At 37.8% G+C, this 24,880-nt stretch carries 25 protein-coding genes, 1 rRNA gene and 2 other annotated features; all 26 genes read left to right on the forward strand.

Going from position 1 to position 24,880, the window contains the following annotated elements:
* Nucleotides 1-26: 26 nt before the first annotated feature.
* Nucleotides 27-142, forward strand: a 5S ribosomal RNA gene (gene rrf / locus AC1DMU_RS27360).
* 207 nt (nucleotides 143-349) lie between these two features.
* Nucleotides 350-811 (forward strand): transcriptional regulator CtsR, encoded by a 462-nt coding sequence (gene ctsR, locus AC1DMU_RS27365; protein ID WP_001244556.1) that lies wholly within the window; start codon nucleotides 350-352, stop codon nucleotides 809-811.
* A 173-nt stretch (nucleotides 812-984) separates the two neighbouring features.
* A complete protein-coding gene (locus AC1DMU_RS27370; protein WP_088061472.1) occupies nucleotides 985-1,533 on the forward strand; it encodes a UvrB/UvrC motif-containing protein in 549 nt (182 codons plus the stop codon).
* A gap of 4 nt (nucleotides 1,534-1,537) precedes the next feature.
* A complete protein-coding gene (locus tag AC1DMU_RS27375) occupies nucleotides 1,538-2,602 on the forward strand; it encodes a protein arginine kinase (protein ID WP_088061474.1) in 1,065 nt (354 codons plus the stop codon).
* A gap of 22 nt (nucleotides 2,603-2,624) precedes the next feature.
* Nucleotides 2,625-5,060, forward strand: a complete 2,436-nt coding sequence (gene clpC / locus AC1DMU_RS27380) for an ATP-dependent protease ATP-binding subunit ClpC (protein ID WP_000971181.1) — start codon at nucleotides 2,625-2,627, stop codon at nucleotides 5,058-5,060.
* 96 nt (nucleotides 5,061-5,156) lie between these two features.
* A complete protein-coding gene (gene radA / locus AC1DMU_RS27385) occupies nucleotides 5,157-6,533 on the forward strand; it encodes a DNA repair protein RadA (protein ID WP_001085205.1) in 1,377 nt (458 codons plus the stop codon).
* Nucleotides 6,534-6,536: 3 nt separating this feature from the next.
* Entirely contained in the window at nucleotides 6,537-7,610 is a 1,074-nt protein-coding gene (disA, locus tag AC1DMU_RS27390; protein WP_000392165.1) for a DNA integrity scanning diadenylate cyclase DisA, read from the forward strand.
* A gap of 161 nt (nucleotides 7,611-7,771) precedes the next feature.
* Nucleotides 7,772-8,875, forward strand: a complete 1,104-nt coding sequence (locus AC1DMU_RS27395; RefSeq protein ID WP_000919686.1) for a PIN/TRAM domain-containing protein — start codon at nucleotides 7,772-7,774, stop codon at nucleotides 8,873-8,875.
* Nucleotides 8,876-8,891: 16 nt separating this feature from the next.
* On the forward strand, nucleotides 8,892-9,572 hold the full coding sequence (gene ispD, locus AC1DMU_RS27400) for a 2-C-methyl-D-erythritol 4-phosphate cytidylyltransferase (protein ID WP_048562648.1): 681 nt from the start codon (nucleotides 8,892-8,894) through the stop codon (nucleotides 9,570-9,572).
* Nucleotides 9,573-9,687: 115 nt separating this feature from the next.
* Nucleotides 9,688-10,164, forward strand: a complete 477-nt coding sequence (ispF, locus tag AC1DMU_RS27405; protein WP_000488386.1) for a 2-C-methyl-D-erythritol 2,4-cyclodiphosphate synthase — start codon at nucleotides 9,688-9,690, stop codon at nucleotides 10,162-10,164.
* 89 nt (nucleotides 10,165-10,253) lie between these two features.
* Nucleotides 10,254-11,711: a glutamate--tRNA ligase gene (gene gltX / locus AC1DMU_RS27410; protein ID WP_088061476.1), complete on the forward strand. Its 1,458-nt coding sequence runs from the start codon at nucleotides 10,254-10,256 to the stop codon at nucleotides 11,709-11,711.
* 47 nt (nucleotides 11,712-11,758) lie between these two features.
* Nucleotides 11,759-12,005: a binding site (T-box leader), on the forward strand.
* 146 nt (nucleotides 12,006-12,151) lie between these two features.
* On the forward strand, nucleotides 12,152-12,817 hold the full coding sequence (gene cysE / locus AC1DMU_RS27415) for a serine O-acetyltransferase (RefSeq protein ID WP_088061478.1): 666 nt from the start codon (nucleotides 12,152-12,154) through the stop codon (nucleotides 12,815-12,817).
* On the forward strand, nucleotides 12,798-14,195 hold the full coding sequence (cysS, locus tag AC1DMU_RS27420) for a cysteine--tRNA ligase (protein WP_000152265.1): 1,398 nt from the start codon (nucleotides 12,798-12,800) through the stop codon (nucleotides 14,193-14,195). Before cysE ends, cysS begins: the two co-directional genes overlap by 20 nt.
* Before the next feature lie 2 nt (nucleotides 14,196-14,197).
* Nucleotides 14,198-14,605, forward strand: a complete 408-nt coding sequence (locus AC1DMU_RS27425) for a Mini-ribonuclease 3 (RefSeq protein WP_000564263.1) — start codon at nucleotides 14,198-14,200, stop codon at nucleotides 14,603-14,605.
* The gene (rlmB, locus tag AC1DMU_RS27430; RefSeq protein ID WP_000093757.1) at nucleotides 14,602-15,345 is read left to right on the forward strand and encodes a 23S rRNA (guanosine(2251)-2'-O)-methyltransferase RlmB; all 744 of its coding nucleotides are present in this window, start codon (nucleotides 14,602-14,604) and stop codon (nucleotides 15,343-15,345) included. The genes AC1DMU_RS27425 and rlmB overlap by 4 nt, the downstream gene beginning before the upstream one ends.
* A 3-nt stretch (nucleotides 15,346-15,348) precedes the next feature.
* The gene (locus AC1DMU_RS27435; protein ID WP_000997888.1) at nucleotides 15,349-15,861 is read left to right on the forward strand and encodes an NYN domain-containing protein; all 513 of its coding nucleotides are present in this window, start codon (nucleotides 15,349-15,351) and stop codon (nucleotides 15,859-15,861) included.
* A 67-nt stretch (nucleotides 15,862-15,928) separates the two neighbouring features.
* A complete protein-coding gene (locus AC1DMU_RS27440) occupies nucleotides 15,929-16,588 on the forward strand; it encodes an RNA polymerase factor sigma-70 (RefSeq protein ID WP_000387198.1) in 660 nt (219 codons plus the stop codon).
* Between the two features lie 128 nt (nucleotides 16,589-16,716).
* Nucleotides 16,717-16,863, forward strand: coding sequence for a 50S ribosomal protein L33 (rpmG, locus tag AC1DMU_RS27445; RefSeq protein WP_002070160.1), 147 nt, complete (start codon nucleotides 16,717-16,719; stop codon nucleotides 16,861-16,863).
* A gap of 32 nt (nucleotides 16,864-16,895) precedes the next feature.
* On the forward strand, nucleotides 16,896-17,075 hold the full coding sequence (gene secE, locus AC1DMU_RS27450) for a preprotein translocase subunit SecE (RefSeq protein WP_001241321.1): 180 nt from the start codon (nucleotides 16,896-16,898) through the stop codon (nucleotides 17,073-17,075).
* Between the two features lie 131 nt (nucleotides 17,076-17,206).
* On the forward strand, nucleotides 17,207-17,740 hold the full coding sequence (nusG, locus tag AC1DMU_RS27455) for a transcription termination/antitermination protein NusG (RefSeq protein WP_000415794.1): 534 nt from the start codon (nucleotides 17,207-17,209) through the stop codon (nucleotides 17,738-17,740).
* Nucleotides 17,741-17,907: 167 nt separating this feature from the next.
* Complete coding sequence (gene rplK, locus AC1DMU_RS27460) at nucleotides 17,908-18,333, forward strand: 50S ribosomal protein L11 (RefSeq protein WP_001085872.1); 426 nt, start codon at nucleotides 17,908-17,910, stop codon at nucleotides 18,331-18,333.
* A gap of 178 nt (nucleotides 18,334-18,511) precedes the next feature.
* Nucleotides 18,512-19,204, forward strand: a complete 693-nt coding sequence (gene rplA, locus AC1DMU_RS27465) for a 50S ribosomal protein L1 (protein ID WP_476941653.1) — start codon at nucleotides 18,512-18,514, stop codon at nucleotides 19,202-19,204.
* A 49-nt stretch (nucleotides 19,205-19,253) separates the two neighbouring features.
* Nucleotides 19,254-19,397: a sequence feature (ribosomal protein L10 leader region), on the forward strand.
* 39 nt (nucleotides 19,398-19,436) lie between these two features.
* Complete coding sequence (gene rplJ, locus AC1DMU_RS27470; RefSeq protein WP_000048721.1) at nucleotides 19,437-19,937, forward strand: 50S ribosomal protein L10; 501 nt, start codon at nucleotides 19,437-19,439, stop codon at nucleotides 19,935-19,937.
* A 67-nt stretch (nucleotides 19,938-20,004) separates the two neighbouring features.
* Nucleotides 20,005-20,364 carry a 50S ribosomal protein L7/L12 gene (gene rplL, locus AC1DMU_RS27475; RefSeq protein WP_000159737.1) on the forward strand — a complete coding sequence of 120 codons (360 nt, stop codon included), beginning with the start codon at nucleotides 20,005-20,007 and terminating at the stop codon, nucleotides 20,362-20,364.
* Between the two features lie 76 nt (nucleotides 20,365-20,440).
* Complete coding sequence (locus AC1DMU_RS27480; protein WP_048543031.1) at nucleotides 20,441-21,040, forward strand: class I SAM-dependent methyltransferase; 600 nt, start codon at nucleotides 20,441-20,443, stop codon at nucleotides 21,038-21,040.
* A 290-nt stretch (nucleotides 21,041-21,330) separates the two neighbouring features.
* Nucleotides 21,331-24,864, forward strand: coding sequence for a DNA-directed RNA polymerase subunit beta (gene rpoB / locus AC1DMU_RS27485; RefSeq protein ID WP_000147550.1), 3,534 nt, complete (start codon nucleotides 21,331-21,333; stop codon nucleotides 24,862-24,864).
* Nucleotides 24,865-24,880: the final 16 nt, after the last annotated feature.

A 24,880-nucleotide genomic window follows, 5' to 3' on the forward strand; every position in this document is an offset into this window, starting at 1 on the left:
AGTTTTGAAGGAATATGCCTTCATAGTTTGGTGATGATGGCAGAGAGGTCACACCCGTTCCCATACCGAACACGGAAGTTAAGCTCTCTAGCGCCGATGGTAGTTGGGACCTTGTCCCTGTGAGAGTAGGACGTCGCCAAGCAACTAAACACGAGTCAAATGACTCGTGTTTTTTCGTATTTTCTTTTATAATCCATAGTAATTAAAAAATGTGTTTAAATAATTATTATTTTGATTAAATACAGGGGAATGTGGCTAGGATAGTGAATAAGCAAAAGAGTTGCAAATTTTATTAATACGTATATAATTAAAGTCAAAGATAGTCAAAGTCAATAAAGGTGGCGGATAAATGAGAAATATATCTGATATCATTGAGCAATATCTAAAGCAAGTTATTGACTTAAGTAATAATAATGTGATTGAAATCAAAAGAAATGAGATTGCGGATCGATTCGAGTGCGTACCATCTCAAATCAATTATGTAATCAATACCCGTTTTACGATAGAAAGAGGATTTGTAGTAGAAAGTAAACGTGGTGGAGGAGGTTACATTCGCATTATAAAAGTCAAACTGCATGACGATATAGACATGATTGATCAAATGCTTCATATGATTGATCATAGCGTTGCGCAAGGGAATGCAGAGAGTATGATTATACGTTTAATAGAAGAGGGAATCATAACAAATCGTGAAGCTAAACTTATGTTAAGTGTACTAGATCGTTCTGTATTATCAATGGATGTTCCTTCTCGAGATGAACTTAGGGCTCGAATATTATGCGCAATGTTAAGAACACTGAAATATAAATAAATATAGCTTTTGTAAAAGAATAATAACTAAGAGATAAGGCAGTTAAATATTGTAGAGGTTTTGAAAAAAGAACACGCACTTTTATTTAAACAAGTAAAGGAAAGTGAACAATCTAGTAATGTATGAAAATTACTATCAGATAGATCGTTCCTATTGTAAAGGTGGGGATAGTGATGACTTGTCAAAACTGTAATATAAGACCAGCAACTTTACATTATACAAAAGTAATCAACGAAAAGAAGACGGAAGTTCATCTTTGTGAGCAATGTGCAGAACAAAGTGGCTATACGTCTTTCTTTCAATCACCGCAGTCTAACTTTTCATTCCATGATTTATTTGCTGGGTTATTACACGGTGAATCAACAATGTTTGAAGAAGGACAAAACGGGCTTTCGAATACAAGTATATTAAGGTGTCCAGATTGTAAGATGACATATGAGCAATTTACAAAGGTGGGACGGTTTGGATGTGCTTCTTGTTACGATACATTTAAGGAACATTTAAAGCCATTATTAAAACGTCTGCACGGCGGACATACAGATCATTGTGGAAAAATTCCGGAACGTATAGAAGGAAATCTTCACTTAAAGAAAGAATTAGATGAACTAAAACTCATTCTGAAACAATACGTACAGAAAGAGGAGTTTGAGAAAGCTGCTGAAGTAAGGGATGATATTCGAGGTCTTGAAAATCAGCTTAGTGAGCATAGAGAGGGGGAATAGTTCTATGTCACTGGACAAAATTATGAATGAAGCGATTAGTCCATGGATGAAGGGGGATGGCCCTGATTCTGATATTGTTTTAAGTAGTCGAATTCGTTTGGCTCGTAATTTTAAAAAATATCAATTCTCTACTATGCAAAACGAAGAAGAAGCTAGACAGATTCATGAATTATTTAAAAAGGAATTTATAAATAAAACGGTAGAACCTTTTGGAGAGTTTGAACTATTAAAAATGAATGAATTAACGCCTCTTCAAAGGAGAGTATTAGTTGAAAAGCATTTAATTAGTCCTAACCTTGCAGGAACAGAATATGGAGCATGTCTATTATCAGAAAGCGAACATATTAGTGTTATGCTTAATGAAGAAGACCACATTAGGATACAGTGCTTATTTTCAGGGTTACAGTTATCAGAGGCTATTCAAAGTGCCAATCAAATAGATAATTGGATAGAGGAAGAGGTTGAATATGCTTTTGATGAATCACTTGGATATATAACGAGCTGCCCTACTAACGTTGGTACAGGATTGAGGGCTTCCGTAATGATTCACTTACCGGGACTCGTTTTAACGAAAAGAATTAGCCGCATTATACAAGTAATTCAAAAATTAGGGTTAGTAGTAAGAGGAATATACGGTGAAGGTAGCGAAGCGTTAGGTAATATATTTCAAGTGTCAAATCAAATGACGCTAGGAAAATCTGAAGAAGATATTATTGCAGATTTAAAAAGTGTCATTCAACAAATCATACAGCAAGAAAAAATAGCTAGAGAATTAATTGTACAAAATTCAAGTATTGAGCTTGAAGATAAGGTTTATCGCTCTTATGGCATACTAGCAAACAGTCGGTTAATTCAATCTGCAGAAGCGGCCACTTGCTTATCAGATGTACGACTTGGTATTGATTTAGGATATATAAAAGGTGTATCGAGAAATATTTTGACTGAGCTAATGGTTCTTACACAACCAGGCATTTTACAACAATATGCAGGCGGACCTTTAGGACCAGAAGAAAGAGATTATCGAAGAGCAACCTTAATCCGTGAGCGATTACGTATTGAAAAAAACTAAGCGCAAGTAGGAGGCGATTTCTATGATGTTTGGAAGATTTACAGAAAGAGCACAGAAAGTATTAGCTTTATCTCAAGAGGAAGCAATTCGTATTGGGCATAATAATATTGGAACAGAACACATTTTACTTGGGCTTGTACGCGAAGGGGAAGGAATTGCAGCAAAAGCGTTAATTGCTCTTGGATTAAGTCCAGAGAAGGTTCAAAAAGAGGTAGAAGCGTTAATTGGACGCGGAACAGAAGCTTCTCAAACTGTACATTATACACCGCGTGCTAAAAAGGTTATTGAGTTGTCTATGGATGAAGCTCGTAAATTAGGTCATTCTTACGTTGGAACAGAACATATCTTACTTGGTTTAATCCGTGAAGGTGAAGGTGTAGCAGCACGTGTTTTAAATAACTTAGGTGTTAGCCTAAATAAGGCAAGACAACAAGTATTGCAACTCCTTGGAAGTAATGAAGCAAGTTCAGGTCACCAAGGTGGTTCTTCAACGAATGCAAATACACCGACACTGGATAGCTTAGCACGTGATTTAACAGTTGTTGCACGTGAAAATCGTCTAGATCCTGTTATCGGTCGTGGTAAAGAAATTCAACGTGTAATTGAAGTTTTAAGCCGTAGAACAAAAAACAATCCTGTATTAATTGGAGAACCTGGTGTAGGTAAAACGGCAATTGCAGAAGGATTAGCACAACAAATTGTAAATAATGAAGTTCCTGAAACATTAAGAGATAAGCGTGTTATGACACTAGATATGGGTACAGTTGTAGCTGGAACGAAATATCGTGGTGAATTTGAAGATCGTTTAAAGAAAGTTATGGATGAAATCCGTCAAGCTGGAAACATTATTCTATTTATTGATGAACTTCATACATTAATTGGTGCAGGTGGAGCAGAAGGTGCAATTGATGCATCTAACATTTTAAAACCATCTTTAGCACGCGGAGAGTTACAATGTATTGGGGCGACAACCTTAGATGAATATCGTAAATATATTGAAAAAGACGCGGCTTTAGAAAGACGTTTCCAACCAATTCACGTTGATGAGCCAAGTTTAGACGAATCAACTCAAATATTGAAAGGTTTACGTGATCGTTACGAAGCGCATCACCGTGTATCTATTACAGATGATGCAATTGATGCAGCTGTAAAGCTTTCAGACCGCTATATTACAGATCGTTTCTTACCAGATAAAGCAATTGATTTAATTGATGAAGCTGCTTCAAAGGTTCGCTTACGCTCTTATACAACACCACCAAATCTAAAAGAGCTTGAAGTAAAACTTGAGGAAATTAGAAAAGAAAAAGATGCAGCTGTGCAAAGTCAAGAATTTGAAAAAGCTGCTTCCTTACGTGATATGGAACAACGCTTACGTGAAAAGTTAGAAGATACGAAGCGTCAATGGAAAGAGCAACAAGGAAAAGAAAACTCAGAAGTGACAGTAGAAGATATTGCAAATGTCGTTTCTACGTGGACTCGTATACCGGTTTCTAAACTTGCACAAACAGAGACTGATAAATTATTAAACTTAGAATCCATTCTTCACAACCGTGTTATTGGTCAAGATGAAGCGGTAGTAGCTGTAGCGAAAGCTGTTCGTCGTGCTAGAGCAGGATTGAAAGATCCGAAACGTCCGATTGGTTCATTTATTTTCTTAGGACCAACAGGTGTAGGTAAAACAGAACTAGCAAGAGCATTAGCAGAATCTATGTTCGGTGATGAGGATGCAATGATTCGCATCGATATGTCTGAGTACATGGAGAAGCATTCGACTTCTCGTTTAGTTGGATCTCCTCCAGGATATGTTGGATATGAAGAAGGTGGACAATTAACAGAAAAGGTTCGCCGTAAGCCATATTCAGTTGTCCTATTAGATGAAGTAGAGAAAGCTCATCCTGATGTGTTTAACATTTTACTACAAGTATTAGAAGATGGTCGCTTAACGGATTCCAAAGGGCGTACAGTTGATTTCCGTAATACAATTGTTATTATGACATCTAACGTTGGTGCAGATGCGTTAAAACGTAATAAACATCTTGGATTTAACGTACAAGATGAGAGCCGCGATTATTCAGATATGAAAGGTAAAGTAATGGATGAACTGAAAAAGGCATTTCGTCCAGAATTCTTAAACCGTATTGATGAAATTATCGTGTTCCATATGCTTGAGAAAAAACATATTCAAGAGATTGTAACACTTATGGTGAATCAGTTAGTGAAGCGCTTAAAAGAGCAAGAGATTGAATTGCATTTAACAGAAGGAGCGATTTCAGCCATTGCTGATAAAGGATTTGACCGAGAATACGGTGCTCGTCCGCTTCGTAGAGCAATTCAGAAACATGTAGAAGATAGACTATCGGAAGAACTTTTAAAAGGTGCTATTGAGAAAGGACAAAAAGTTATCTTTGATGTTGAAGGGGAATCATTTGTCATTCATAGTGCTGAAAAGGTAAAATAAGTATAGACAAACTAAGAGGGCTACGAGATAGCCCTCTTTCTTGTACGAGAAGGATAAACTGTTTATAGATGAAAGTGAAGTGAAATATAAAACGATATGGCTAAAAAGAAAACAAAATTCACATGTCAAGAGTGTGGTTATCAGTCACCAAAATATATGGGGAAATGCCCTGGTTGTGGTCAATGGAATACGCTTGTTGAAGAGATGGAACCGGTTGTATCATCAAGACGCCTTAATTATGCCAATGCAATTCAATCGGAAGTAACAAAACCAAGACGCCTAACAGAAGTAGAAACAAAATCTGAGGCACGTATTGAAACGAAATTCCAAGAGTTTAACCGTGTACTTGGTGGTGGGATTGTAGATGGATCCTTAGTACTTATTGGTGGAGACCCTGGGATTGGGAAATCAACATTGTTATTACAAATTTCATCGCAATTAGCAGATTCTTCATATGATGTACTATACATATCGGGTGAGGAGTCAGCAAAGCAGATTAAACTTCGTGCAGATCGTTTGCATGTAAAGGGTAGTAATCTATTTGTTGTAGCAGAAACTGATCTACAGCGAATTGCAGCGCACATTGAAGAAATGAATCCAGCTTTTGTTGTTATTGACTCTATTCAAACGATACATTTACCTGAAGTGACGTCAGCCCCAGGAAGTGTAGCGCAAGTACGTGAATGTACAGCGGAATTAATGAAACTTGCAAAAACGAAAGGAATTCCTATTTTTATCGTCGGACATGTAACAAAAGAGGGGGCAATTGCAGGACCTCGTATGTTAGAACATATGGTCGATGCAGTTCTTTACTTTGAAGGAGATCGTCATCATACATATCGTATTTTGCGAGCTGTGAAGAATCGTTTTGGCTCCACGAATGAAATGGGTATTTTTGAAATGAAAGAGCTCGGTCTTGCGGAAGTCTTAAACCCTTCTGAAATTTTTCTTGAGGAAAGACCCGTTGGAGTCGCAGGATCAACAGTAGTTGCCTCAATGGAAGGAACAAGACCGGTTTTAGTAGAAATACAAGCATTAATCTCCCCTACTAGTTTTGGAAACCCTCGAAGAATGGCGACGGGAATTGATCATAACCGTGTATCGCTTATTATGGCAGTGCTAGAAAAAAGAACAGGTTTATTATTGCAAAACCAAGACGCATATTTAAAAGTAGCAGGTGGTTTGAAATTAGATGAACCAGCAATTGATTTAGCTGTGGCTTTAAGTATTGCTTCGAGTTTTAGAGATAAATCTACGACACCAACTGATGCAGTAATAGGAGAAGTAGGATTAACTGGAGAAATAAGAAGAGTATCAAGAATTGAACAACGTGTACAAGAAGCAGCTAAATTAGGATTTCAACGTGCTATTATTCCTAGAAAAAATTTGGGAGGATGGACAATTCCGGATGGGATTGAAGTAGTAGGTGTATCTAATTTAGGGGAAGCGCTTCGTTTGACATTAGGAGGCTAGGCTATGGAAGAAAACAAGCAACGTGTCAAAAGTATGATTAATATTTTACAGCTCGTGGCCCCAGGAACACCACTGCGCGAAGGGATAGATAATGTGCTTCGCGCACAAACAGGGGGACTAATTGTTCTTGGATATAATGAACAAATTAAAAGTATTGTTGATGGGGGATTTCACATTAATTGTGCATTCTCTCCTGCTAGTTTATACGAATTAGCAAAAATGGATGGGGCACTTATTTTAAATGAAACTGGAAGTAAAATTTTAATTGCAAATGCACAGTTAGTTCCAGAGGCATCTATTGATTCTATTGAAACAGGTATGCGCCACCGGACGGCAGAGCGTGTAGCAAAGCAGACAGGTAGTCTCGTTGTGGCTATTTCACAAAGACGTAACGTAATTACACTATATCAAGGGAATTTACGTTATACACTAAAGGATATAGGTGTTATTTTAACAAAGGCAAACCAAGCTATTCAAACGTTAGAAAAATATAAGGCTGTATGGAATGATGGTATTACGAATTTGGGCATTCTAGAATTTGAAGAAGTCGTTACAATGTCCGAGGTGGTTCATGTGTTACATAGTGTTGAAATGGTACTGCGGATTAAAAATGAAATATTGAGCTATATTCATGAGTTAGGAACGGAAGGTAGGTTAATTCGTTTACAACTTACAGAACTACTAGCTGATTTAGAGGCAGAGGCAGCGTTATTAATTAAAGATTATTATCAAGAAAAAACACAAGACCATCATCAAATTTTGAAAAAGTTACAAGATCTTGCGAATACACAACTTCTAGAGGATAGCGATTTAGTTAAATTGCTTGGCTATCCAGGACAAATGAGTTTAGAAGAAAGTGTGACGCCGAGAGGATACCGAATCACAAGCAAAATTTCGCGCGTTCCGCCACTTATCATTGAAAATTTAATTAATCGATTTAAGACTTTGCAAGGTGTTTGTCGAGCAACTATTAATGAATTGGATGATGTGGAAGGAATTGGAGAAGTAAGGGCGAAGAAAATACGAGAAGGCTTAAAAAGAATCCAAGAGCATCTCTATATGAGTAGACACAATTAAGAATATTACATTGATTCCATAATATAACGACACTAGAACATTTTTGGTATAAGATATGGTATATTGGTAAATAAAACTATTTATAAAAAAAACACGTCCGCTTTTGCATTCGGCGTTTTGATTAGCGAAACAATGGTTAATAATGAGTAGGAGGTGGTTGGATGTTAAAACGGATTGTACAGCTCTTCTTTCTAGTAATTGGCGGAGCGTTAGGGATTTACTTAATCCCAAAAGTTATTAATGTATTAGACATCGGTGCCGTTCCTTTATTGGAAGGATCGTATGTTCGTGCAATTATTGGTGCAATTATTTTATTTTTAACAACATTTTGGCTTGTAGATTATATTGTTCAACTTATTAAGCATATTGAAGAGGCTCTTGTAAAGGCGCCTGTAGCGGATGTTTTATTTGGTACATTAGGGTTAATCTCTGGTCTTATTGTTGCATATTTAATTTTAATACCAATTCGTGAATTTACAATTCCAGTTATTAGCACAGTGTTGCAAGTGTTCTTTACTCTTTTACTTGGATATTTAGGATTCCAAGTAGGGTTTAAAAAGAGGAATGAATTGCTAGGATTATTTACATTACCACAACGTGGGAAGAAGAAAAATAATAATAGTGAGAACGAAGAAACTGAGGTAGAAGAATCTACAACTCATTGGAAAATTCTCGATACGAGTGTAATTATCGATGGGCGTATTGCTGATATTTGCCAAACAAAGTTTTTAGAAGGAACAATTGTGATTCCACAATTCGTGTTAGAAGAACTTCAGCACATTGCCGATTCTTCTGATGCTTTAAAGCGTAATCGTGGTCGCAGAGGATTAGATATTTTAAATCGTATTCAAAAAGAGATGCCGATTCCGGTAGAAATTTATGAAGGCGATTTCGATGATATTCAAGAAGTGGATAGCAAACTTGTAAAGTTGGCGAAAATCACTGGTGGAACGGTAGTAACGAATGATTTCAATTTAAACAAAGTTTCTGAATTACAAGGGGTAACGGTGTTAAATATTAACGATTTAGCTAATGCAATTAAACCTGTTGTACTCCCAGGTGAAGAACTGAGTGTTTATGTTGTCAAAGATGGAAAAGAACAAAATCAAGGTGTTGCATATTTAGATGATGGCACGATGATTGTAGTAGAAGATGGTAGAGAATATGTAGGTTCACAACTCAATGTGCTTGTTACTAGTGTGTTACAAACATCGGCTGGGCGTATGATTTTCGCCAAACGTAAATTATTAGAAAAAGCATTATAAGTAGAGGATTATTAATATGTATACATTAATTATTCCAGCAGCTGGTCAAGGTAAGCGGATGGGTGCTGGTAAAAATAAGTTGTTCTTACTTATTAATGAAGTACCGATTATTGTGCATACGTTACGTGCTTTTGAAAAAGATAAAGCGTGCAAAAGTATTATTATGGCAATTAACGAAGAAGAACGTCCGTATTTTGAAGAATTAATGCAGAAGTATCCAATTGAAAAGCCAGTACAATTTATTCAGGGCGGAGCCGAAAGACAAGATAGTGTATATAACGCCATTCAGCATACTAGTGATGTTGAGTATGTTCTTGTACATGACGGCGCGCGTCCATTTGTAACGAACAAAGTGATTCAAGATGTATTAACTGCAGCGGAAAAATATGGAGCGTCCATTTGTGCGGTACCAGTGAAAGATACAGTTAAGAAAGTAGAGCAGGGTATCGTTGTCGAAACGGTAGAAAGATCTCAGCTCAAAGCTGTACAAACCCCACAAGGGTTCGCTGTTTCTCTTTTGTTAGAAGCTCATAGAAGTGCAAAACAGGGTTGTTTCCTTGGTACAGATGATGCAAGCCTCGTAGAACGTATCGGGAAGCAAGTAGGTGTAGTAGAGGGGAGTTACTATAATATTAAAGTGACGACTCCAGAGGATTTATTAATTGCTGAAAGTTTCCTTCATGTTCAAAAGAAATGAAAGTGATGATTATAGCGAAAAAAAGCTCGGCAACAGCCGGGCTTTTCTTTATAAGGATAGCGATATAATATAGAATCATAAAGCTCTGTAGTTTAGCTTGAGGAGGATGTAAAAAATGTTTCGAATTGGACAAGGTTTTGATGTACATGAGTTTGCGGAAGGTAGACCGTTAATTATTGGTGGAATTACAATTCCTCATGAGAAAGGATTAATTGGTCATTCAGATGCAGACGTATTGTTACATACGATTGCGGATGCATGTTTAGGTGCAATTGCAGCTGGGGATATTGGAAAGCATTTCCCTGATACAGATCCTGCTTTTAAAGATGCTGATTCAGCTGTATTGCTGCAAAAAGTTTGGGAATTTGTACGTGAACAAGGTTACGAGTTAGGGAATCTAGATTGTACAATTATTGCTCAAAAGCCAAAGATGGCACCGCATATTGAAAGTATGCGTAAACGTATTAGTGAACTATTAGAAACGTCTATTGACAATATCAATGTAAAAGCAACAACAACAGAAAAATTAGGATTTACAGGTAGAGAAGAAGGAATTGCTTCTCAAGCAGTTGTTTTATTACAGAAAAAATAATGGTTTTTAATTCGTAAGATGGATAATCACATTTTTTTGGTGTACAATTATAGAATGTGTTGACATTAAGAATGGAAGGTGTACCAATTATGGAAAAGCAAGTGAGAGTGCGCTATGCGCCAAGTCCAACAGGACACTTACATATCGGAAATGCGCGTACGGCATTATTTAATTATTTATTTGCTCGTCATCAAGATGGTAAGTTTATTATTCGTATTGAAGATACTGATGTGAAACGTAATGTTGCTGGTGGAGAAGAAAGCCAATTAAAATACTTGAAATGGCTCGGTATGGACTGGGATGAAGGTGTTGATGTTGGTGGTGAATTTGGACCATATCGTCAAACAGAGCGTTTAGATATTTATAAAAAATTATATGAAGATTTATTAGAACGCGGTTTAGCTTACAAATGTTATATGACAGAAGAAGAGCTAGAAGCAGAGCGTGAAGGACAAATCTCTCGTGGTGAAACACCGCGTTATGCTGGAAACCACCGTGATTTAACTGAGGAGCAAATGAAGGGATTTGAGGCTGAAGGCCGCATTCCGAGTATTCGTTTCCGTGTACCGGTTGATCGCGACTACACGTTTAAAGATATCGTAAAAGATGAAGTTGCATTCCATTCAAATGATTTCGGTGATTTCGTTATCGTGAAAAAAGATGGAATTCCAACTTATAACTTTGCGGTAGCAGTAGATGATCACTTAATGGAGATTACACATGTACTTCGTGGTGATGATCATATTTCAAATACGCCAAAACAAATGATGATTTACGAAGCTTTCGGTTGGGATATTCCGCAATTTGGTCATATGACTTTAATTGTAAACGAAAGCCGTAAAAAGTTAAGTAAGCGTGATGAATCTATTATTCAATTTATTGAGCAATATAAAGAGCTTGGATATCTTCCAGAAGCGATCTTTAACTTTATTGCACTACTAGGTTGGTCGCCAGTAGGAGAAGAAGAAATCTTCTCTCAAGAAGAATTTATCAAAATGTTCGATGCAGCTCGTTTATCAAAATCACCTGCATTATTTGATTCTCAAAAACTAAAATGGATGAACAACCAATATATGAAAAAGCAAGATTTAGATACGGTGGTAGAATTAAGCTTACCGCATCTAGTGAAAGCTGGACGTATAGGTGAAACTTTAAGCGAACAAGAACAAGCTTGGATTCGTGATGTAATTGCGTTATATCATGAACAAATGAGTTTTGGAGCTGAAATTGTAGAGCTTTCTGAAATGTTCTTCAAAGATCATGTTGATTATGAAGAAGAAGGACAAGAAGTATTAAAAGGTGAACAAGTACCAGAAGTACTTCGTGCATTTGCGGGTCAAGTAGAAGCACTAGAAGCGATGGAACCAGCAGCAATTAAGGCGGCTATTAAAGCAGTGCAAAAGGAAACAGGTCATAAAGGTAAAAACTTATTTATGCCAATCCGTGTTGCAACTACTGGTCAAACACATGGCCCAGAGCTTCCTAATGCTATTGCACTTCTTGGAAAAGAAAAAGTTTTAAATCGTCTTCAAAAAGTAATTGGTTAACATTTTCTAGATTTAGAAATATAATAAGTATACTTAAAACCTAATAAGGAAAAGCGACGAGAAGGAGAAGTAGAAAATCAGGCTTTTTACAGAGAGAACCACCTTTAGGCTGGAAGTGGTTTATAAGCGGATTTTTGAAATGCCCCTTCGAGTCTTCTGCTGAACAGCGAATTGTTTTGTGAAACGTCTTAGGGCGTAAAGTAAGCAGAAGCGGTGTACACCGTTATCATAGATGAGTTTGAGGCTTTCTTTAGCCTAAACAGAGTGGAACCGCGCTTATAAGGCGTCTCTGTCAATATGACAGAGGCGTCTTTTTTATACCGTAAAAATGGGTATGAGTATAAGTTTTATCCCCGTGTATAAAGATTTAGGGGGATAAGTAGGGAGTTAAGGGAGTTAGTTCACTCGAAAAAGCAGCCCATAAAGGGGAGGGAGCGTCGATGTTTAAGAGGCTTCGGGAAGATATTGAAGTCGTTTTTGAACAGGATCCAGCGGCAAGAAGTTATTTCGAAGTCATTTTGACTTACTCTGGATTACATGCAGTTTGGGCCCATCGAATTGCACATGCTTTTTATAAAAAGAATTTCTTCTTTATTGCACGTTGGATCTCACAAGTTAGTCGTTTTTTTACCGGTATTGAGATTCATCCAGGAGCAACAATTGGTCGTCGTTTTTTCATAGACCATGGAATGGGGGTTGTAATTGGAGAAACGTGCGAGATTGGTGATAATGTAACGATCTATCAAGGTGTTACATTAGGTGGTACGGGTAAAGAAAAGGGGAAGAGGCACCCTACAATTCAGGATAATGTATTAATTGCAACAGGTGCTAAAGTACTAGGTTCTATTACAGTTGGAGAGAATTCTAAAATTGGAGCAGGGTCTGTCGTATTAAAAGAAGTGCCTGCACATTCTACAGTTGTAGGTATACCTGGCCGAGTCGTTATTCAAAATGGAGTAAAGATCGGTCAAGAATTAAATCATTCTGACCTTCCAGACCCAATTTTTGATAAGTTAAAGGTCATGGAAGTAGAACTTGATAAATTGAAAAAACAACTTGAAGCAAAGGTAGAAAGGAAGGATAAAAATGACTATTCACATTTATAATACGTTAACGCGTCAAAAGGAAGAGTTTACTCCATTAGAAGAAAATAAGGTAAAGATGTATGTGTGTGGACCTACAGTTTATAACTATATTCACATTGGGAATGCAAGACCACCTATGGTATTTGATACGGTACGCCGTTATTTAGAATATAAAGGGTATGATGTGCAGTATGTATCTAACTTTACTGACGTAGATGATAAATTAATTAAAGCAGCAAATGAATTAGGTGAAGATGTGCCGACAATTGCTGACCGTTTCGTTGAAGCGTATTTTGAAGATGTAACGGCACTAGGTTGCAAACATGCAACAGTTCATCCGCGTGTAACGGAAAATATGGATATCATTATTGAATTTATTCAAGAACTTGTGAATAAAGGATATGCATATGAATCAGAAGGTGATGTGTACTTTAGAACGAAGGAATTTGAAGGATACGGTAAATTATCGCATCAACCAATCGCCGACTTACGTCACGGTGCACGCATTGAAGTAGGAGAAAAGAAACAAGATCCTCTTGATTTTGCTCTATGGAAAGCTGCGAAAGAAGGAGAAATCTTCTGGGAAAGCCCTTGGGGGAAAGGTCGTCCAGGCTGGCATATTGAATGCTCAGCAATGGCGCGTAAATACTTAGGAGATACAATCGATATTCATGCTGGTGGTCAAGACTTGGCATTTCCTCATCATGAGAATGAAATTGCGCAGTCTGAGGCATTAACAGGAAAAACATTTGCACGTTATTGGATGCACAATGGATATATTAATATTAATAATGAGAAGATGTCTAAGTCACTGGGGAACTTCATTTTAGTTCACGATATCATTAAGCAATATGATCCACAGCTAATTAGATTCTTTATGCTATCGGTACATTACCGTCACCCAATTAATTTCAGTGAAGATTTACTACAAAGTACAAATAACGGACTGGAAAGAATTAAAACGGCTTACGGTAATTTAAAACACCGTATGGAAAGTAGTACTGATTTAACAGATCATAATGAGAAATGGTTAGCGGAACTGGAAAAATTCCAGACTGCATTTGAAGAAGCAATGAATGATGACTTCAACACTGCTAATGCAATCACTGAGTTATATAATGTAGCAAATCATGCAAATCAATATTTACTGGAAGAACATACGTCTACAGTTGTAATTGAAGCATACGTAAAACAACTTGAAACATTATTTGATATTTTAGGGTTAGAATTAGCGCAAGAAGAGTTGCTTGATGAAGAAATTGAGGTACTTATTCAAAAGCGCATTGAAGCTCGTAAAAATCGTGATTTTGCGTTATCGGATCAAATTCGCGATGATTTAAAAGACCGTAATATTATTTTAGAAGATACCGCTCAAGGTACAAGATGGAAAAGAGGATAAGAATGATTGATGCAAAGCAATTAAACAGCTTAGCGTTAGCATATATGGGTGATGCGGTATATGAACAATATATCCGCTATCACCTACTTCAAAAAGGGAAAGTTCGTCCTAATCAATTGCATCGATTAGGGACAAGCTTTGTTTCGGCAAAAGCGCAGGCGAAAGTTGTTTATCATTTATTAGAGACAGCATTTTTAACAGAGGAAGAAGAGGCGGTACTAAGAAGAGGGCGTAATGCAAATTCAGGTACTGTCCCGAAAAATACTGATGTACAAACATATCGATATAGTACAGCCTTTGAAGCGCTAATTGGCTATCATCACTTATTAAATAATCGTGAAAGATTAGACGAAATTGTATATAAGGCAATTGCTGTTTTAGAAGAAAAGGAAGGGGGCACATCATCATGAGTAGTGAATATATTATCGGACGTAACCCTGTAATTGAAGCGTTACGCTCAGGAAGAGATATTAATAAAATTTGGATCGCGGAAGGTGCTGCCAAAGGACAAATACAAATTGTACTAGCACTAGCGAAAGAAAATAAGATTATTTTACAACATGCACCAAAGAAGAAGTTAGACCAGTTAGTTGAGGGGAACCATCAAGGTGTAATTGCTCAAGTGGCTGCATATCAATATGCTGAGCTAGAAGATCTATTTAAAGTGGCAGAGAAGCGTAACGAAGATCCGTTCTTCTTAATTTTAGATGAAATCGAAGACCCGCATAACCTAGGTTCTATTATGCGTACTGCGGATGCAACAGGAGCTCATGGAATTATTATTCCGAAAAGAAGAGCTGTGGGACTTACTGCATCAGTTGCGAAAGCATCGACTGGAGCAATTGAATATATTCCTGTTGCACGTGTAACGAATTTATCTCGTACAATCGATGAATTAAAAGAACGTGGACTTTGGATTGCTGGTACAGATGCAAAAGGGAAAACGGATTACCGTAATTTAGATGGTAAAATGCCAATTGGATTAGTAATTGGAAGTGAAGGAAAAGGTATGAGTCGTATTATTGGTGAAAAATGTGATTTCTTAATTACTTTACCGATGGTCGGTAAAGTTACATCCTTAAATGCTTCAGTAGCCGCAAGTTTGTTAATGTATGAGGTATATCGTAAGCGTCACGAAATTGGTAAATAAAAAATGAACGATATTTTAATCGTTGACGGTTACAACATTATCGGAGCTTGGGGAGACTTGAAGAAACTACGGGATGTAGATTTGCAATCATCAAGAGATGCACTGATTGATAAGATGGCGGATTACCAAGGATACACAGGTACAAAGGTAATGATAGTTTTTGATGCTTATACAGTCCAAGGTATTGAAAAAAAGATGAAACAATCGCGTGTGGAAGTCATATTCACGAGGAAGAATCAAACTGCAGATGAAAAGATAGAGCAGCTTGCGATTGAGCTTAGAAATATAAATACGCAAATATATGTTGCGACTTCTGATTATACGGAACAATGGGTTATATTTGCGCAAGGTGCTCTTCGGAAATCTGCACGTGAATTGGAGTTGGAAGTACAAGCGATGGAGCAACAAGTAAGAAGGCGTACACAAGACACAAAAGAAAAGCAACCCGCCATGCGAAAGATATTTAGTAAAGATATTACAGAAAAATTAGAAAAATTAAGAAGAGGAGAGCGTTGAAGCATTGACGCTCTTTATCTTTTTACTGTATAATATTGCTAAATAAATAGCGGTCGGAGGGATCAAGGTGGAAGCAGGCTTCGTAAGTGTAGGCGACGTTACATTTCGTGATTTAGAGGATGAGGCAATCGTTGAGTTAGTTCGAAAAGGTAATACTGACGCTCTAGAATATTTGATTCACAAATATAAGAACTTTGTTCGCGCGAAATCGAGATCTTATTTCTTAGTGGGTGCCGATCGAGAAGATATTGTTCAAGAAGGTATGATTGGATTGTTTAAAGCGATTCGTGATTATAAAGAGGACAAGCTGTCTTCATTCAAAGCATTTGCTGAACTGTGTATCACTCGGCAAATTATTACCGCTATTAAAACAGCAACAAGGCAAAAACATATTCCGTTAAATTCATATGTGTCTTTAGATAAGCCGATTTATGATGAGGAATCTGATCGGACATTATTAGATGTTATTTCGGAAGCGAAGGTAACGGATCCTGAAGAAATGATTATAAGTCAGGAAGAATATACAGACATAGAATCTAAAATATCTGAATTATTAAGCGATTTAGAAAGAAAAGTGCTTTCTTTATATCTAGATGGTCGTTCTTATCAAGAGATTTCGGAACAGTTAAATAGACATGTGAAATCTATTGATAACGCTTTACAGAGGGTGAAGCGGAAATTGGAACGATATATGGAAATGAGAGAGAGTACCACTTTAAATTCATAACAAATGCTACAGGTGTAAAAAATCACCTGTTTTCTTTTTGTAGAGAGTGCAAAAGGCATGTCATTGACATTGTCTTTTGTTGTATGATACATTTTTAGGGACATAATGTTACAAGGTTGGTGTAACTAATGAGGAAAAAAGTTGTACTCTCATGTGAAGAGTGTAAAAATCGAAACTACTCTACGATGAAAGATACGAGCTCAGTAGAGCGACTTGAAATAAAGAAGTTTTGTAAAACATGCAATCAGCATACAGTTCACAAGGAAACAAAATAAATAATTGAAATAATACACTGGAGGTCCCGTAGATGCGTTTAACGAACTTTTTCGGCGATGTAGGTCGCGAAATGAAAAAAGTAAGTTGGCCTAAAAAAGATGAATTACTCCGTTCAACAGCGACTGTTATCGCTACAGTTGTCTTCTTTGCGATTTTCTTCGCAGTGGTTGATATGGGCATTTCTTCTTTAATTCGGTTAATTCTTGGTTAATTCTTGAATAAGAAGCACTTATCCATGATATAATGTTATTTATAAGAACTGTGTAAAGGCCCGGTGAACGGGTTTTTTCATTTGCGCAAAAAAATGTACGTCAGGGAGGGAAGGACGCTCGTCCTAAATGAATGGAAAAAAGTTGGTATGTTGTCCATACTTATTCTGGATATGAAAATAAAGTAAAAGCAAACCTAGAGAAACGTGTAGAATCAATGGGTATGCAAGATAAAATTTTCCGTGTTGTTGTCCCGGAAGAAGTAGAAGTAGAAATGAAAAACGGTAAAGAAAAATTAATGAAAAGAAAAGTGTTCCCAGGTTATGTATTAGTAGAATTAATCATGACTGATGACTCTTGGTATGTTGTACGTAACACGCCAGGTGTAACTGGGTTCGTTGGTTCTTCTGGTTCTGGATCTAAACCATCACCTCTATTAGAAGAGGAAGTGGTTACCATTATGAAGCATATGGGAATGGACAACGAAGTGGTTGATTTCGACTTTGAACTTCATGAGACAGTGCGTGTAAATGAGGGGCCATTCGCAGATTATACAGGTGCTATTGAAGAAATTGATGTGGAGAAGAAAAAGGTTAGCGTGCTTGTGGACATGTTTGGTCGCGAGACTCCAGTTGAGCTTGACTTCCATCAAATTGAAAAATTATAAAATGAAACTTGAAATGAATTGTAAAAAGTGATAATATCTTTTAAGTCAGTACGTCTTCGTTATCGGAGACGTTTTTTGAAAGATTTTATCCTTACAGATAAAATATGACGTGGGAGGGCAAATCACTGTCCAATTGACCACATCACGGACTTAAGGAGGTGTGTCTCGTGGCTAAAAAGGTAATTAAAATGGTAAAGCTTCAAATTCCTGCAGGTAAAGCTAACCCAGCTCCACCAGTTGGTCCAGCATTAGGACAAGCAGGTGTTAACATCATGGGCTTCTGTAAAGAGTTTAACGCTCGTACAGCTGATCAAGCTGGTCTTATCATCCCTGTTGAAATTACGGTATTTGAGGACCGTTCATTCACTTTCATTACTAAAACTCCTCCTGCTGCTGTTCTTCTTAAGAAAGTAGCTGGTATTGAGTCTGGTTCTGGTGAACCAAACCGTAATAAAGTGGCAACTGTTAAGCGTGATAAAGTACGCGAAATCGCTGAAACTAAAATGCCTGACCTAAACGCTGCTAGTGTAGAAGCTGCAATGCGTATGGTTGAAGGTACTGCACGCAGTATGGGCATCGTTATCGAAGACTAATTCGATTTGTTTTTTTTAAAAAGGTTGCGGGTCTGGAATTCCAATTCGCAACCTTTATTATCGTAAATGATTATCGTTTTTAAATAAATGGATGGCGCGCATCCTCAGGTTATACCTGAAAATAAGCGTAAACGTGGGAGGTTATTCCGCTAAAACCACATTCGAGGAGGAAATAAAAATGGCTAAAAGAGGTAAAAAGTACGTAGAAGCTGCAAAGCTTGTTGATCGTGCAACTGCTTACTCTGYAACAGAAGCAGTAGAATTAGTAAAGAAAACAAACACAGCTAAATTTGATGCGACTGTAGAAGTTGCATTCCGTTTAGGTGTTGACCCTAAGAAAGCTGACCAACAAATCCGTGGTGCAGTTGTTCTTCCACACGGTACTGGTAAAGTACAACGTGTATTAGTATTCGCTAAAGGTGAAAAGGCTAAAGAAGCTGAAGCTGCTGGAGCTGACTTCGTAGGCGATGCTGATTACATCGGTAAAATCCAACAAGGTTGGTTCGATTTCGATGTAGTAGTAGCAACTCCTGACATGATGGGTGAAGTTGGTAAACTTGGTCGCGTATTAGGACCTAAAGGTTTAATGCCAAACCCTAAAACTGGAACAGTTACTTTCGATGTAACTAAAGCTGTTAACGAAATCAAAGCTGGTAAAGTTGAATACCGCGTTGATAAAGCTGGTAACATCCACGTTCCAATCGGTAAAGTATCTTTCGAAGATGCTAAATTAGTAGAAAACTTCGGAACAATTGCTGACACTTTACAAAAAGTTAAGCCAGCTGCTGCAAAAGGTACTTACATGAAGAACGTAACAGTTGCTTCTACAATGGGACCTGGCGTACGTGTAGACGTTTCTACATTAGCGTAAAATTTGGAAGTTGACTTCATAAAGAAGTTTTTATATAATCATTTATGTTGTGAATTTAATTAGTGTACCGTAGACAGTAGGTGTCAATAGACTTAATTTCCTACCTAGGTGTTAATATACGAAACGGAATTTTTTTCTGTGACTATATGCCTCCATGTCTACAAGTTGGGCATGGAGGTTTTTAGTGCACTTTCGGTACATCTTCTATATAATCTACAGGAGGTGTAATAACATGAGCAAAGTAATCGAAACTAAACAACAAGTTGTAACTGAAATCGCGGACAAACTTCGCGAAAGTAAATCTACAATCGTTGTTGACTACCGTGGTTTAACAGTTTCTGAAGTAACAGAATTACGTAAAAACTTACGTGAAGCTGGCGTTGAGTTCAAAGTTTACAAAAACTCTTTAACTCGTCGTGCTGCAGAGTCTGCTGAAATGGCTGAGTTAAACGAATTCTTAACAGGACCAAACGCAATCGCGTTCAGTAACGAGGATGTAGTTGCTCCTGCGAAAGTATTAAACGACTTCGCTACAAAACATGAAGCTTTAGAAATTAAAGCTGGTGTAATCGAAGGTAAACTTGTAACACTTGATGAGGTTAAAGCTATCGCTACTCTTCCATCACGTGAAGGCTTACTTTCTATGCTTCTTAGCGTTCTTCAAGCTCCAATCCGTAACCTTGCACTTGCTACTAAAGCAGTTGCAGAACAAAAGGAAGAGCAAGGCGCTTAATTTTTTAAAAGATAATTACTTGTTATCTATAAAACAATACAAACCTATTTAAGGGAGGATATTTACAATGACTAAAGAACAAATCATTGAAGCAGTTAAATCTATGACTGTATTAGAACTTAACGACTTAGTAAAAGCTATCGAGGAAGAATTCGGCGTAACTGCTGCTGCTCCTGTAGCTGTAGCTGGTGGCGCTGGTGAAGCTGCTGCTGAGAAAACTGAATTTGACGTAGTACTTGCAAGTGCTGGCGCTCAAAAAATCAAAGTTATCAAAGCTGTACGTGAAATCACTGGTCTTGGCTTAAAAGAAGCTAAAGAATTAGTTGACAACACTCCAAAAGCAATCAAAGAAGGCGTTTCTAAAGAGGAAGCTGAAGAAATGAAAGCTAAACTTGAAGAAGTTGGCGCTGCTGTAGAAGTTAAGTAATTAACTTTTGATGCTTTAAAAAAAGCTCGCTCTCATGCGAGCTTTTTTTTTAACTGTAAAGAAAAGAGGTGGCCATATGGCAGACCATTATTTTTCTAACGACCCTTCTAGTAAAAGTGATCGTAAACGATGGGAATTTACACTTCGTGGATCTCAATTTACTTTCTTATCTGACCGTGGGGTGTTCTCGAAAAACGAAGTGGACTTTGGTTCTCGTCTTTTAATTGAAGCGTTTCAAGTGCCAGATATTAAAGGTGATATATTAGACGTAGGTTGTGGATATGGACCAATTGGTTTATCGTTGGCGAAAGAGTTTCAAGACCGTAAAGTTCACATGGTGGATGTGAATGAAAGGGCGCTTGAGCTTGCGAAAGAAAATGCCGCTAACAATAGAATTGGAAATGTACGCATTTTTCAAAGTAGCGTCTATGAAAATGTAGATGGTATGTATGCTGCTATTCTATCTAATCCTCCAATTCGTGCAGGTAAAGATATCGTGCATGAGATTTTAGAAAAGGCTGTAGAGTATTTAGTTCCAGGTGGAGAGTTGTGGATTGTTATTCAAAAGAAGCAAGGTGCACCATCTGCACTGAAGAAACTAGAGGAAGTATTTTCTGAAGTCGAAGTTGTAGAAAAGAAAAAAGGATATTATATCATAAAATCAAAAAAACGTTGACGGTTATTTTTGGCTATGTTAACATTATACAATGCCAATATATGATTTTCTGCGTTGAGAAAGATGTATATTTTTGTTTCTCTTGGAAAAGATAGTAAAATCAGCAGATTATGAAACAGAATGATGGTTTTCTTATAGAAGCCATTTTTCTTTTTTGAGCAGGTAGAAAGACTCAACGTATTTATCTTTAAGAGAAAAAACTACGCTAATAGCAGTAGTTGTATTTATTTGTGATTTTGCACAAATTTTTTTGTGCATTTATAATACTCATGATTTGAGGGGTGAAGCAGTTGACAGGTCAACTAGTTCAATACGGACGCCACCGCCAACGAAGAAGTTATGCCCGTATTAGTGAAGTATTAGAGTTACCAAATCTTATCGAAATTCAAACCTCTTCTTATCAGTGGTTTCTTGATGAGGGTTTGCGAGAAATGTTCCAGGACATTTCTCCGATCGAAGACTTTACGGGAAATCTATCGCTTGAATTTATCGACTACAGCTTAGGTGAACCTAAATACTCTGTAGACGAATGCAAAGAGCGTGATGTGACGTATGCAGCACCACTTCGTGTAAAAGTGCGTCTAATCAACAAGGAAACTGGTGAAGTAAAAGAACAAGATGTGTTCATGGGAGATTTCCCACTCATGACAGAGACTGGAACATTCGTAATTAACGGTGCAGAACGTGTTATCGTTTCCCAGTTAGTTCGCTCTCCAAGCGTATACTATAGTGGCAAAGTGGATAAAAACGGAAAACGTGGTTTTACTGCTACTGTAATTCCAAACCGCGGAGCTTGGTTAGAGTATGAGACAGATGCTAAGGATGTTGTATATGTGCGTATTGACCGTACGCGTAAACTTCCTGTAACTGTTTTGTTACGCGCATTAGGGTTTGGCTCTGATCAAGAAATCACCGAGCTTTTAGGTGATAACGAATACTTAAGCAACACATTAGAAAAAGACAACACAGATAGCACAGAAAAAGCATTGCTTGAAATTTATGAGCGTCTACGTCCTGGTGAACCACCAACAGTAGAAAATGCTAAGAGCTTACTTGTGTCTCGTTTCTTCGATCCAAAGCGCTACGATTTAGCAAATGTAGGTCGCTATAAGATCAACAAGAAGTTACACATTAAAAACAGATTGTTTAATCAACGTTTAGCTGAAACATTAGTGGATCCAGAAACTGGTGAAATTTTAGCGGCGGAAGGAACAATCTTAGATCGTCGTACACTTGATCGCATTTTACCTTACTTAGAGAAAAACATTGGATTCAAAACAGCGAAACCAATGGGTGGAGTGGTAGAAGGCGATGTTGAGCTGCAATCTATTAAGATTTATGCTCCTGAGTCAGAAGGCGAACGCGTAATTAATGTAATTGGTAATGCAAATATTACTCGTGATGTAAAACACATCACACCAGGTGATATCCTTGCTTCTATCAGTTACTTCTTCAACCTACTATACAAAGTGGGGGATACAGATGATATCGACCATTTAGGAAACCGTCGTCTGCGTTCTGTTGGAGAACTATTACAAAATCAATTCCGTATCGGTCTTTCTCGTATGGAACGTGTTGTTCGTGAGAGAATGTCGATTCAAGATACAAATGCAATTACACCACAAGCGTTAATTAACATTCGCCCGGTTATTGCATCTATTAAAGAGTTCTTCGGAAGTTCTCAGTTATCTCAGTTCATGGATCAAACAAACCCATTAGCAGAGTTAACTCACAAACGAAGACTATCTGCATTAGGACCCGGTGGTTTAACGCGTGAGCGCGCAGGCTTTGAAGTACGTGACGTTCACTACTCTCACTATGGTCGTATGTGTCCGATTGAAACGCCAGAGGGACCAAACATCGGTTTGATTAACTCATTATCATCGTTCGCGAAAGTAAATGAGTTTGGTTTCATTGAAACACCATACCGTCGTGTTGATCCAGAATCTGGTCTTGTAACAGGGCAGGTTGATTACTTAACAGCAGATGAAGAAGATAATTATGTTGTAGCCCAAGCGAATATGAAATTATCTGAAGAAGGAGAATTCCTTAGCGAAGATATCGTAGCTCGTTTCCGTGGTGAAAACATTGTCACAAATAAAGAACGCATCGACTACATGGATGTATCTCCAAAACAAGTAGTGTCGGCAGCGACAGCTTGTATTCCGTTCTTAGAAAACGATGACTCTAACCGCGCACTTATGGGAGCGAACATGCAACGTCAGGCGGTTCCGTTAATGAATCCGGAATCTCCGATTGTAGGTACAGGTATGGAGTACGTATCAGCAAAAGACTCAGGTGCTGCAGTAATCTGTAAACATCCTGGTGTTGTTGAACGCGTAGAAGCACGTGAAGTTTGGGTACGTCGCTATGTAGAAGTTGACGGTCAAACAGTAAAAGGCGACTTAGATCGTTACAAAATGCAAAAATTCATTCGTTCTAACCAAGGAACTTGCTACAACCAACGTCCAATCGTAAGTGTTGGAAATGAAGTTGTAAAAGGTGAGATTCTTGCGGATGGTCCTTCTATGGAATTAGGTGAACTAGCACTTGGACGTAACGTGCTTGTTGGCTTCATGACTTGGGACGGTTATAACTACGAGGATGCGATCATTATGAGTGAGCGCCTTGTAAAAGATGATGTGTACACTTCTATTCATATTGAAGAATATGAGTCAGAAGCTCGTGATACGAAGCTTGGACCAGAAGAAATTACACGTGACATTCCAAACGTTGGGGAAGATGCATTACGCAACCTTGACGAGCGCGGTATCATTCGCGTTGGTGCGGAAGTAAAAGATGGAGATTTACTTGTTGGTAAAGTAACACCTAAAGGTGTAACAGAATTAACAGCTGAAGAACGTCTATTACATGCTATCTTTGGAGAAAAAGCACGTGAAGTACGTGATACATCACTACGTGTACCACACGGTGGTGGCGGTATTATCTTAGACGTAAAAGTATTCAACCGTGAAGATGGCGATGAATTGCCACCAGGCGTGAATCAACTTGTACGTGCATATATCGTTCAAAAACGTAAAATCTCTGAAGGTGACAAGATGGCCGGACGTCACGGTAACAAAGGTGTTATCTCTCGTATTTTACCAGAAGAAGATATGCCTTACTTACCAGACGGTACGCCAATCGATATCATGTTAAACCCATTAGGGGTACCATCTCGTATGAATATCGGTCAGGTATTAGAGCTTCATCTTGGTATGGCAGCAAGATACCTTGGTATTCACATTGCAACACCAGTATTCGATGGTGCTCGTGAGGAAGATGTTTGGGGCACGATTGAAGAAGCTGGTATGGCAAATGACGCGAAAACAATCCTGTATGACGGACGTACTGGTGAACCATTCGATAACCGCGTATCTGTTGGTGTCATGTATATGATCAAACTTGCGCACATGGTTGACGATAAACTTCATGCTCGTTCTACTGGACCATACTCACTTGTAACGCAGCAGCCTCTTGGAGGTAAAGCTCAGTTCGGTGGACAGCGTTTCGGTGAGATGGAGGTTTGGGCACTTGAAGCTTACGGTGCTGCTTATACTCTTCAAGAAATCTTAACAGTGAAGTCTGATGATGTTGTTGGACGTGTTAAGACGTATGAAGCAATTGTTAAAGGTGAAAATGTTCCAGAACCAGGCGTTCCTGAATCATTCAAAGTATTGATTAAAGAGCTGCAAAGTTTAGGTATGGACGTTAAAATGATGTCTAGCGACGATAAAGAAATTGAAATGCGTGATACAGAAGATGACGATGATCATCAATCAGCAGATAAATTGAATGTCGAAGTTGAGACAACTAAAGAATAATTGGGATAACCTGTAG

This window comes from Bacillus sp. 01N45 (assembly GCF_056399205.1).

Coding starts and splice junctions, on each gene's coding strand:
- ispD (WP_048562648.1), top strand. CDS start 8,892: ATGTATACATTAATTATTCCAGCAGCTGGTCAAGGTAAGCGGATGGGT.
- cysE (WP_088061478.1), top strand. CDS start 12,152: ATGTTTAAGAGGCTTCGGGAAGATATTGAAGTCGTTTTTGAACAGGAT.
- AC1DMU_RS27375 (WP_088061474.1), top strand. CDS start 1,538: ATGTCACTGGACAAAATTATGAATGAAGCGATTAGTCCATGGATGAAG.
- nusG (WP_000415794.1), top strand. CDS start 17,207: ATGGAAAAAAGTTGGTATGTTGTCCATACTTATTCTGGATATGAAAAT.
- rlmB (WP_000093757.1), top strand. CDS start 14,602: ATGAGTAGTGAATATATTATCGGACGTAACCCTGTAATTGAAGCGTTA.
- secE (WP_001241321.1), top strand. CDS start 16,896: ATGCGTTTAACGAACTTTTTCGGCGATGTAGGTCGCGAAATGAAAAAA.
- gltX (WP_088061476.1), top strand. CDS start 10,254: ATGGAAAAGCAAGTGAGAGTGCGCTATGCGCCAAGTCCAACAGGACAC.
- rplL (WP_000159737.1), top strand. CDS start 20,005: ATGACTAAAGAACAAATCATTGAAGCAGTTAAATCTATGACTGTATTA.
- ispF (WP_000488386.1), top strand. CDS start 9,688: ATGTTTCGAATTGGACAAGGTTTTGATGTACATGAGTTTGCGGAAGGT.
- AC1DMU_RS27425 (WP_000564263.1), top strand. CDS start 14,198: ATGATTGATGCAAAGCAATTAAACAGCTTAGCGTTAGCATATATGGGT.
- radA (WP_001085205.1), top strand. CDS start 5,157: ATGGCTAAAAAGAAAACAAAATTCACATGTCAAGAGTGTGGTTATCAG.
- clpC (WP_000971181.1), top strand. CDS start 2,625: ATGATGTTTGGAAGATTTACAGAAAGAGCACAGAAAGTATTAGCTTTA.
- AC1DMU_RS27395 (WP_000919686.1), top strand. CDS start 7,772: ATGTTAAAACGGATTGTACAGCTCTTCTTTCTAGTAATTGGCGGAGCG.
- disA (WP_000392165.1), top strand. CDS start 6,537: ATGGAAGAAAACAAGCAACGTGTCAAAAGTATGATTAATATTTTACAG.
- rplJ (WP_000048721.1), top strand. CDS start 19,437: ATGAGCAAAGTAATCGAAACTAAACAACAAGTTGTAACTGAAATCGCG.
- AC1DMU_RS27435 (WP_000997888.1), top strand. CDS start 15,349: ATGAACGATATTTTAATCGTTGACGGTTACAACATTATCGGAGCTTGG.
- AC1DMU_RS27480 (WP_048543031.1), top strand. CDS start 20,441: ATGGCAGACCATTATTTTTCTAACGACCCTTCTAGTAAAAGTGATCGT.
- ctsR (WP_001244556.1), top strand. CDS start 350: ATGAGAAATATATCTGATATCATTGAGCAATATCTAAAGCAAGTTATT.
- AC1DMU_RS27370 (WP_088061472.1), top strand. CDS start 985: ATGACTTGTCAAAACTGTAATATAAGACCAGCAACTTTACATTATACA.
- cysS (WP_000152265.1), top strand. CDS start 12,798: ATGACTATTCACATTTATAATACGTTAACGCGTCAAAAGGAAGAGTTT.
- rpmG (WP_002070160.1), top strand. CDS start 16,717: ATGAGGAAAAAAGTTGTACTCTCATGTGAAGAGTGTAAAAATCGAAAC.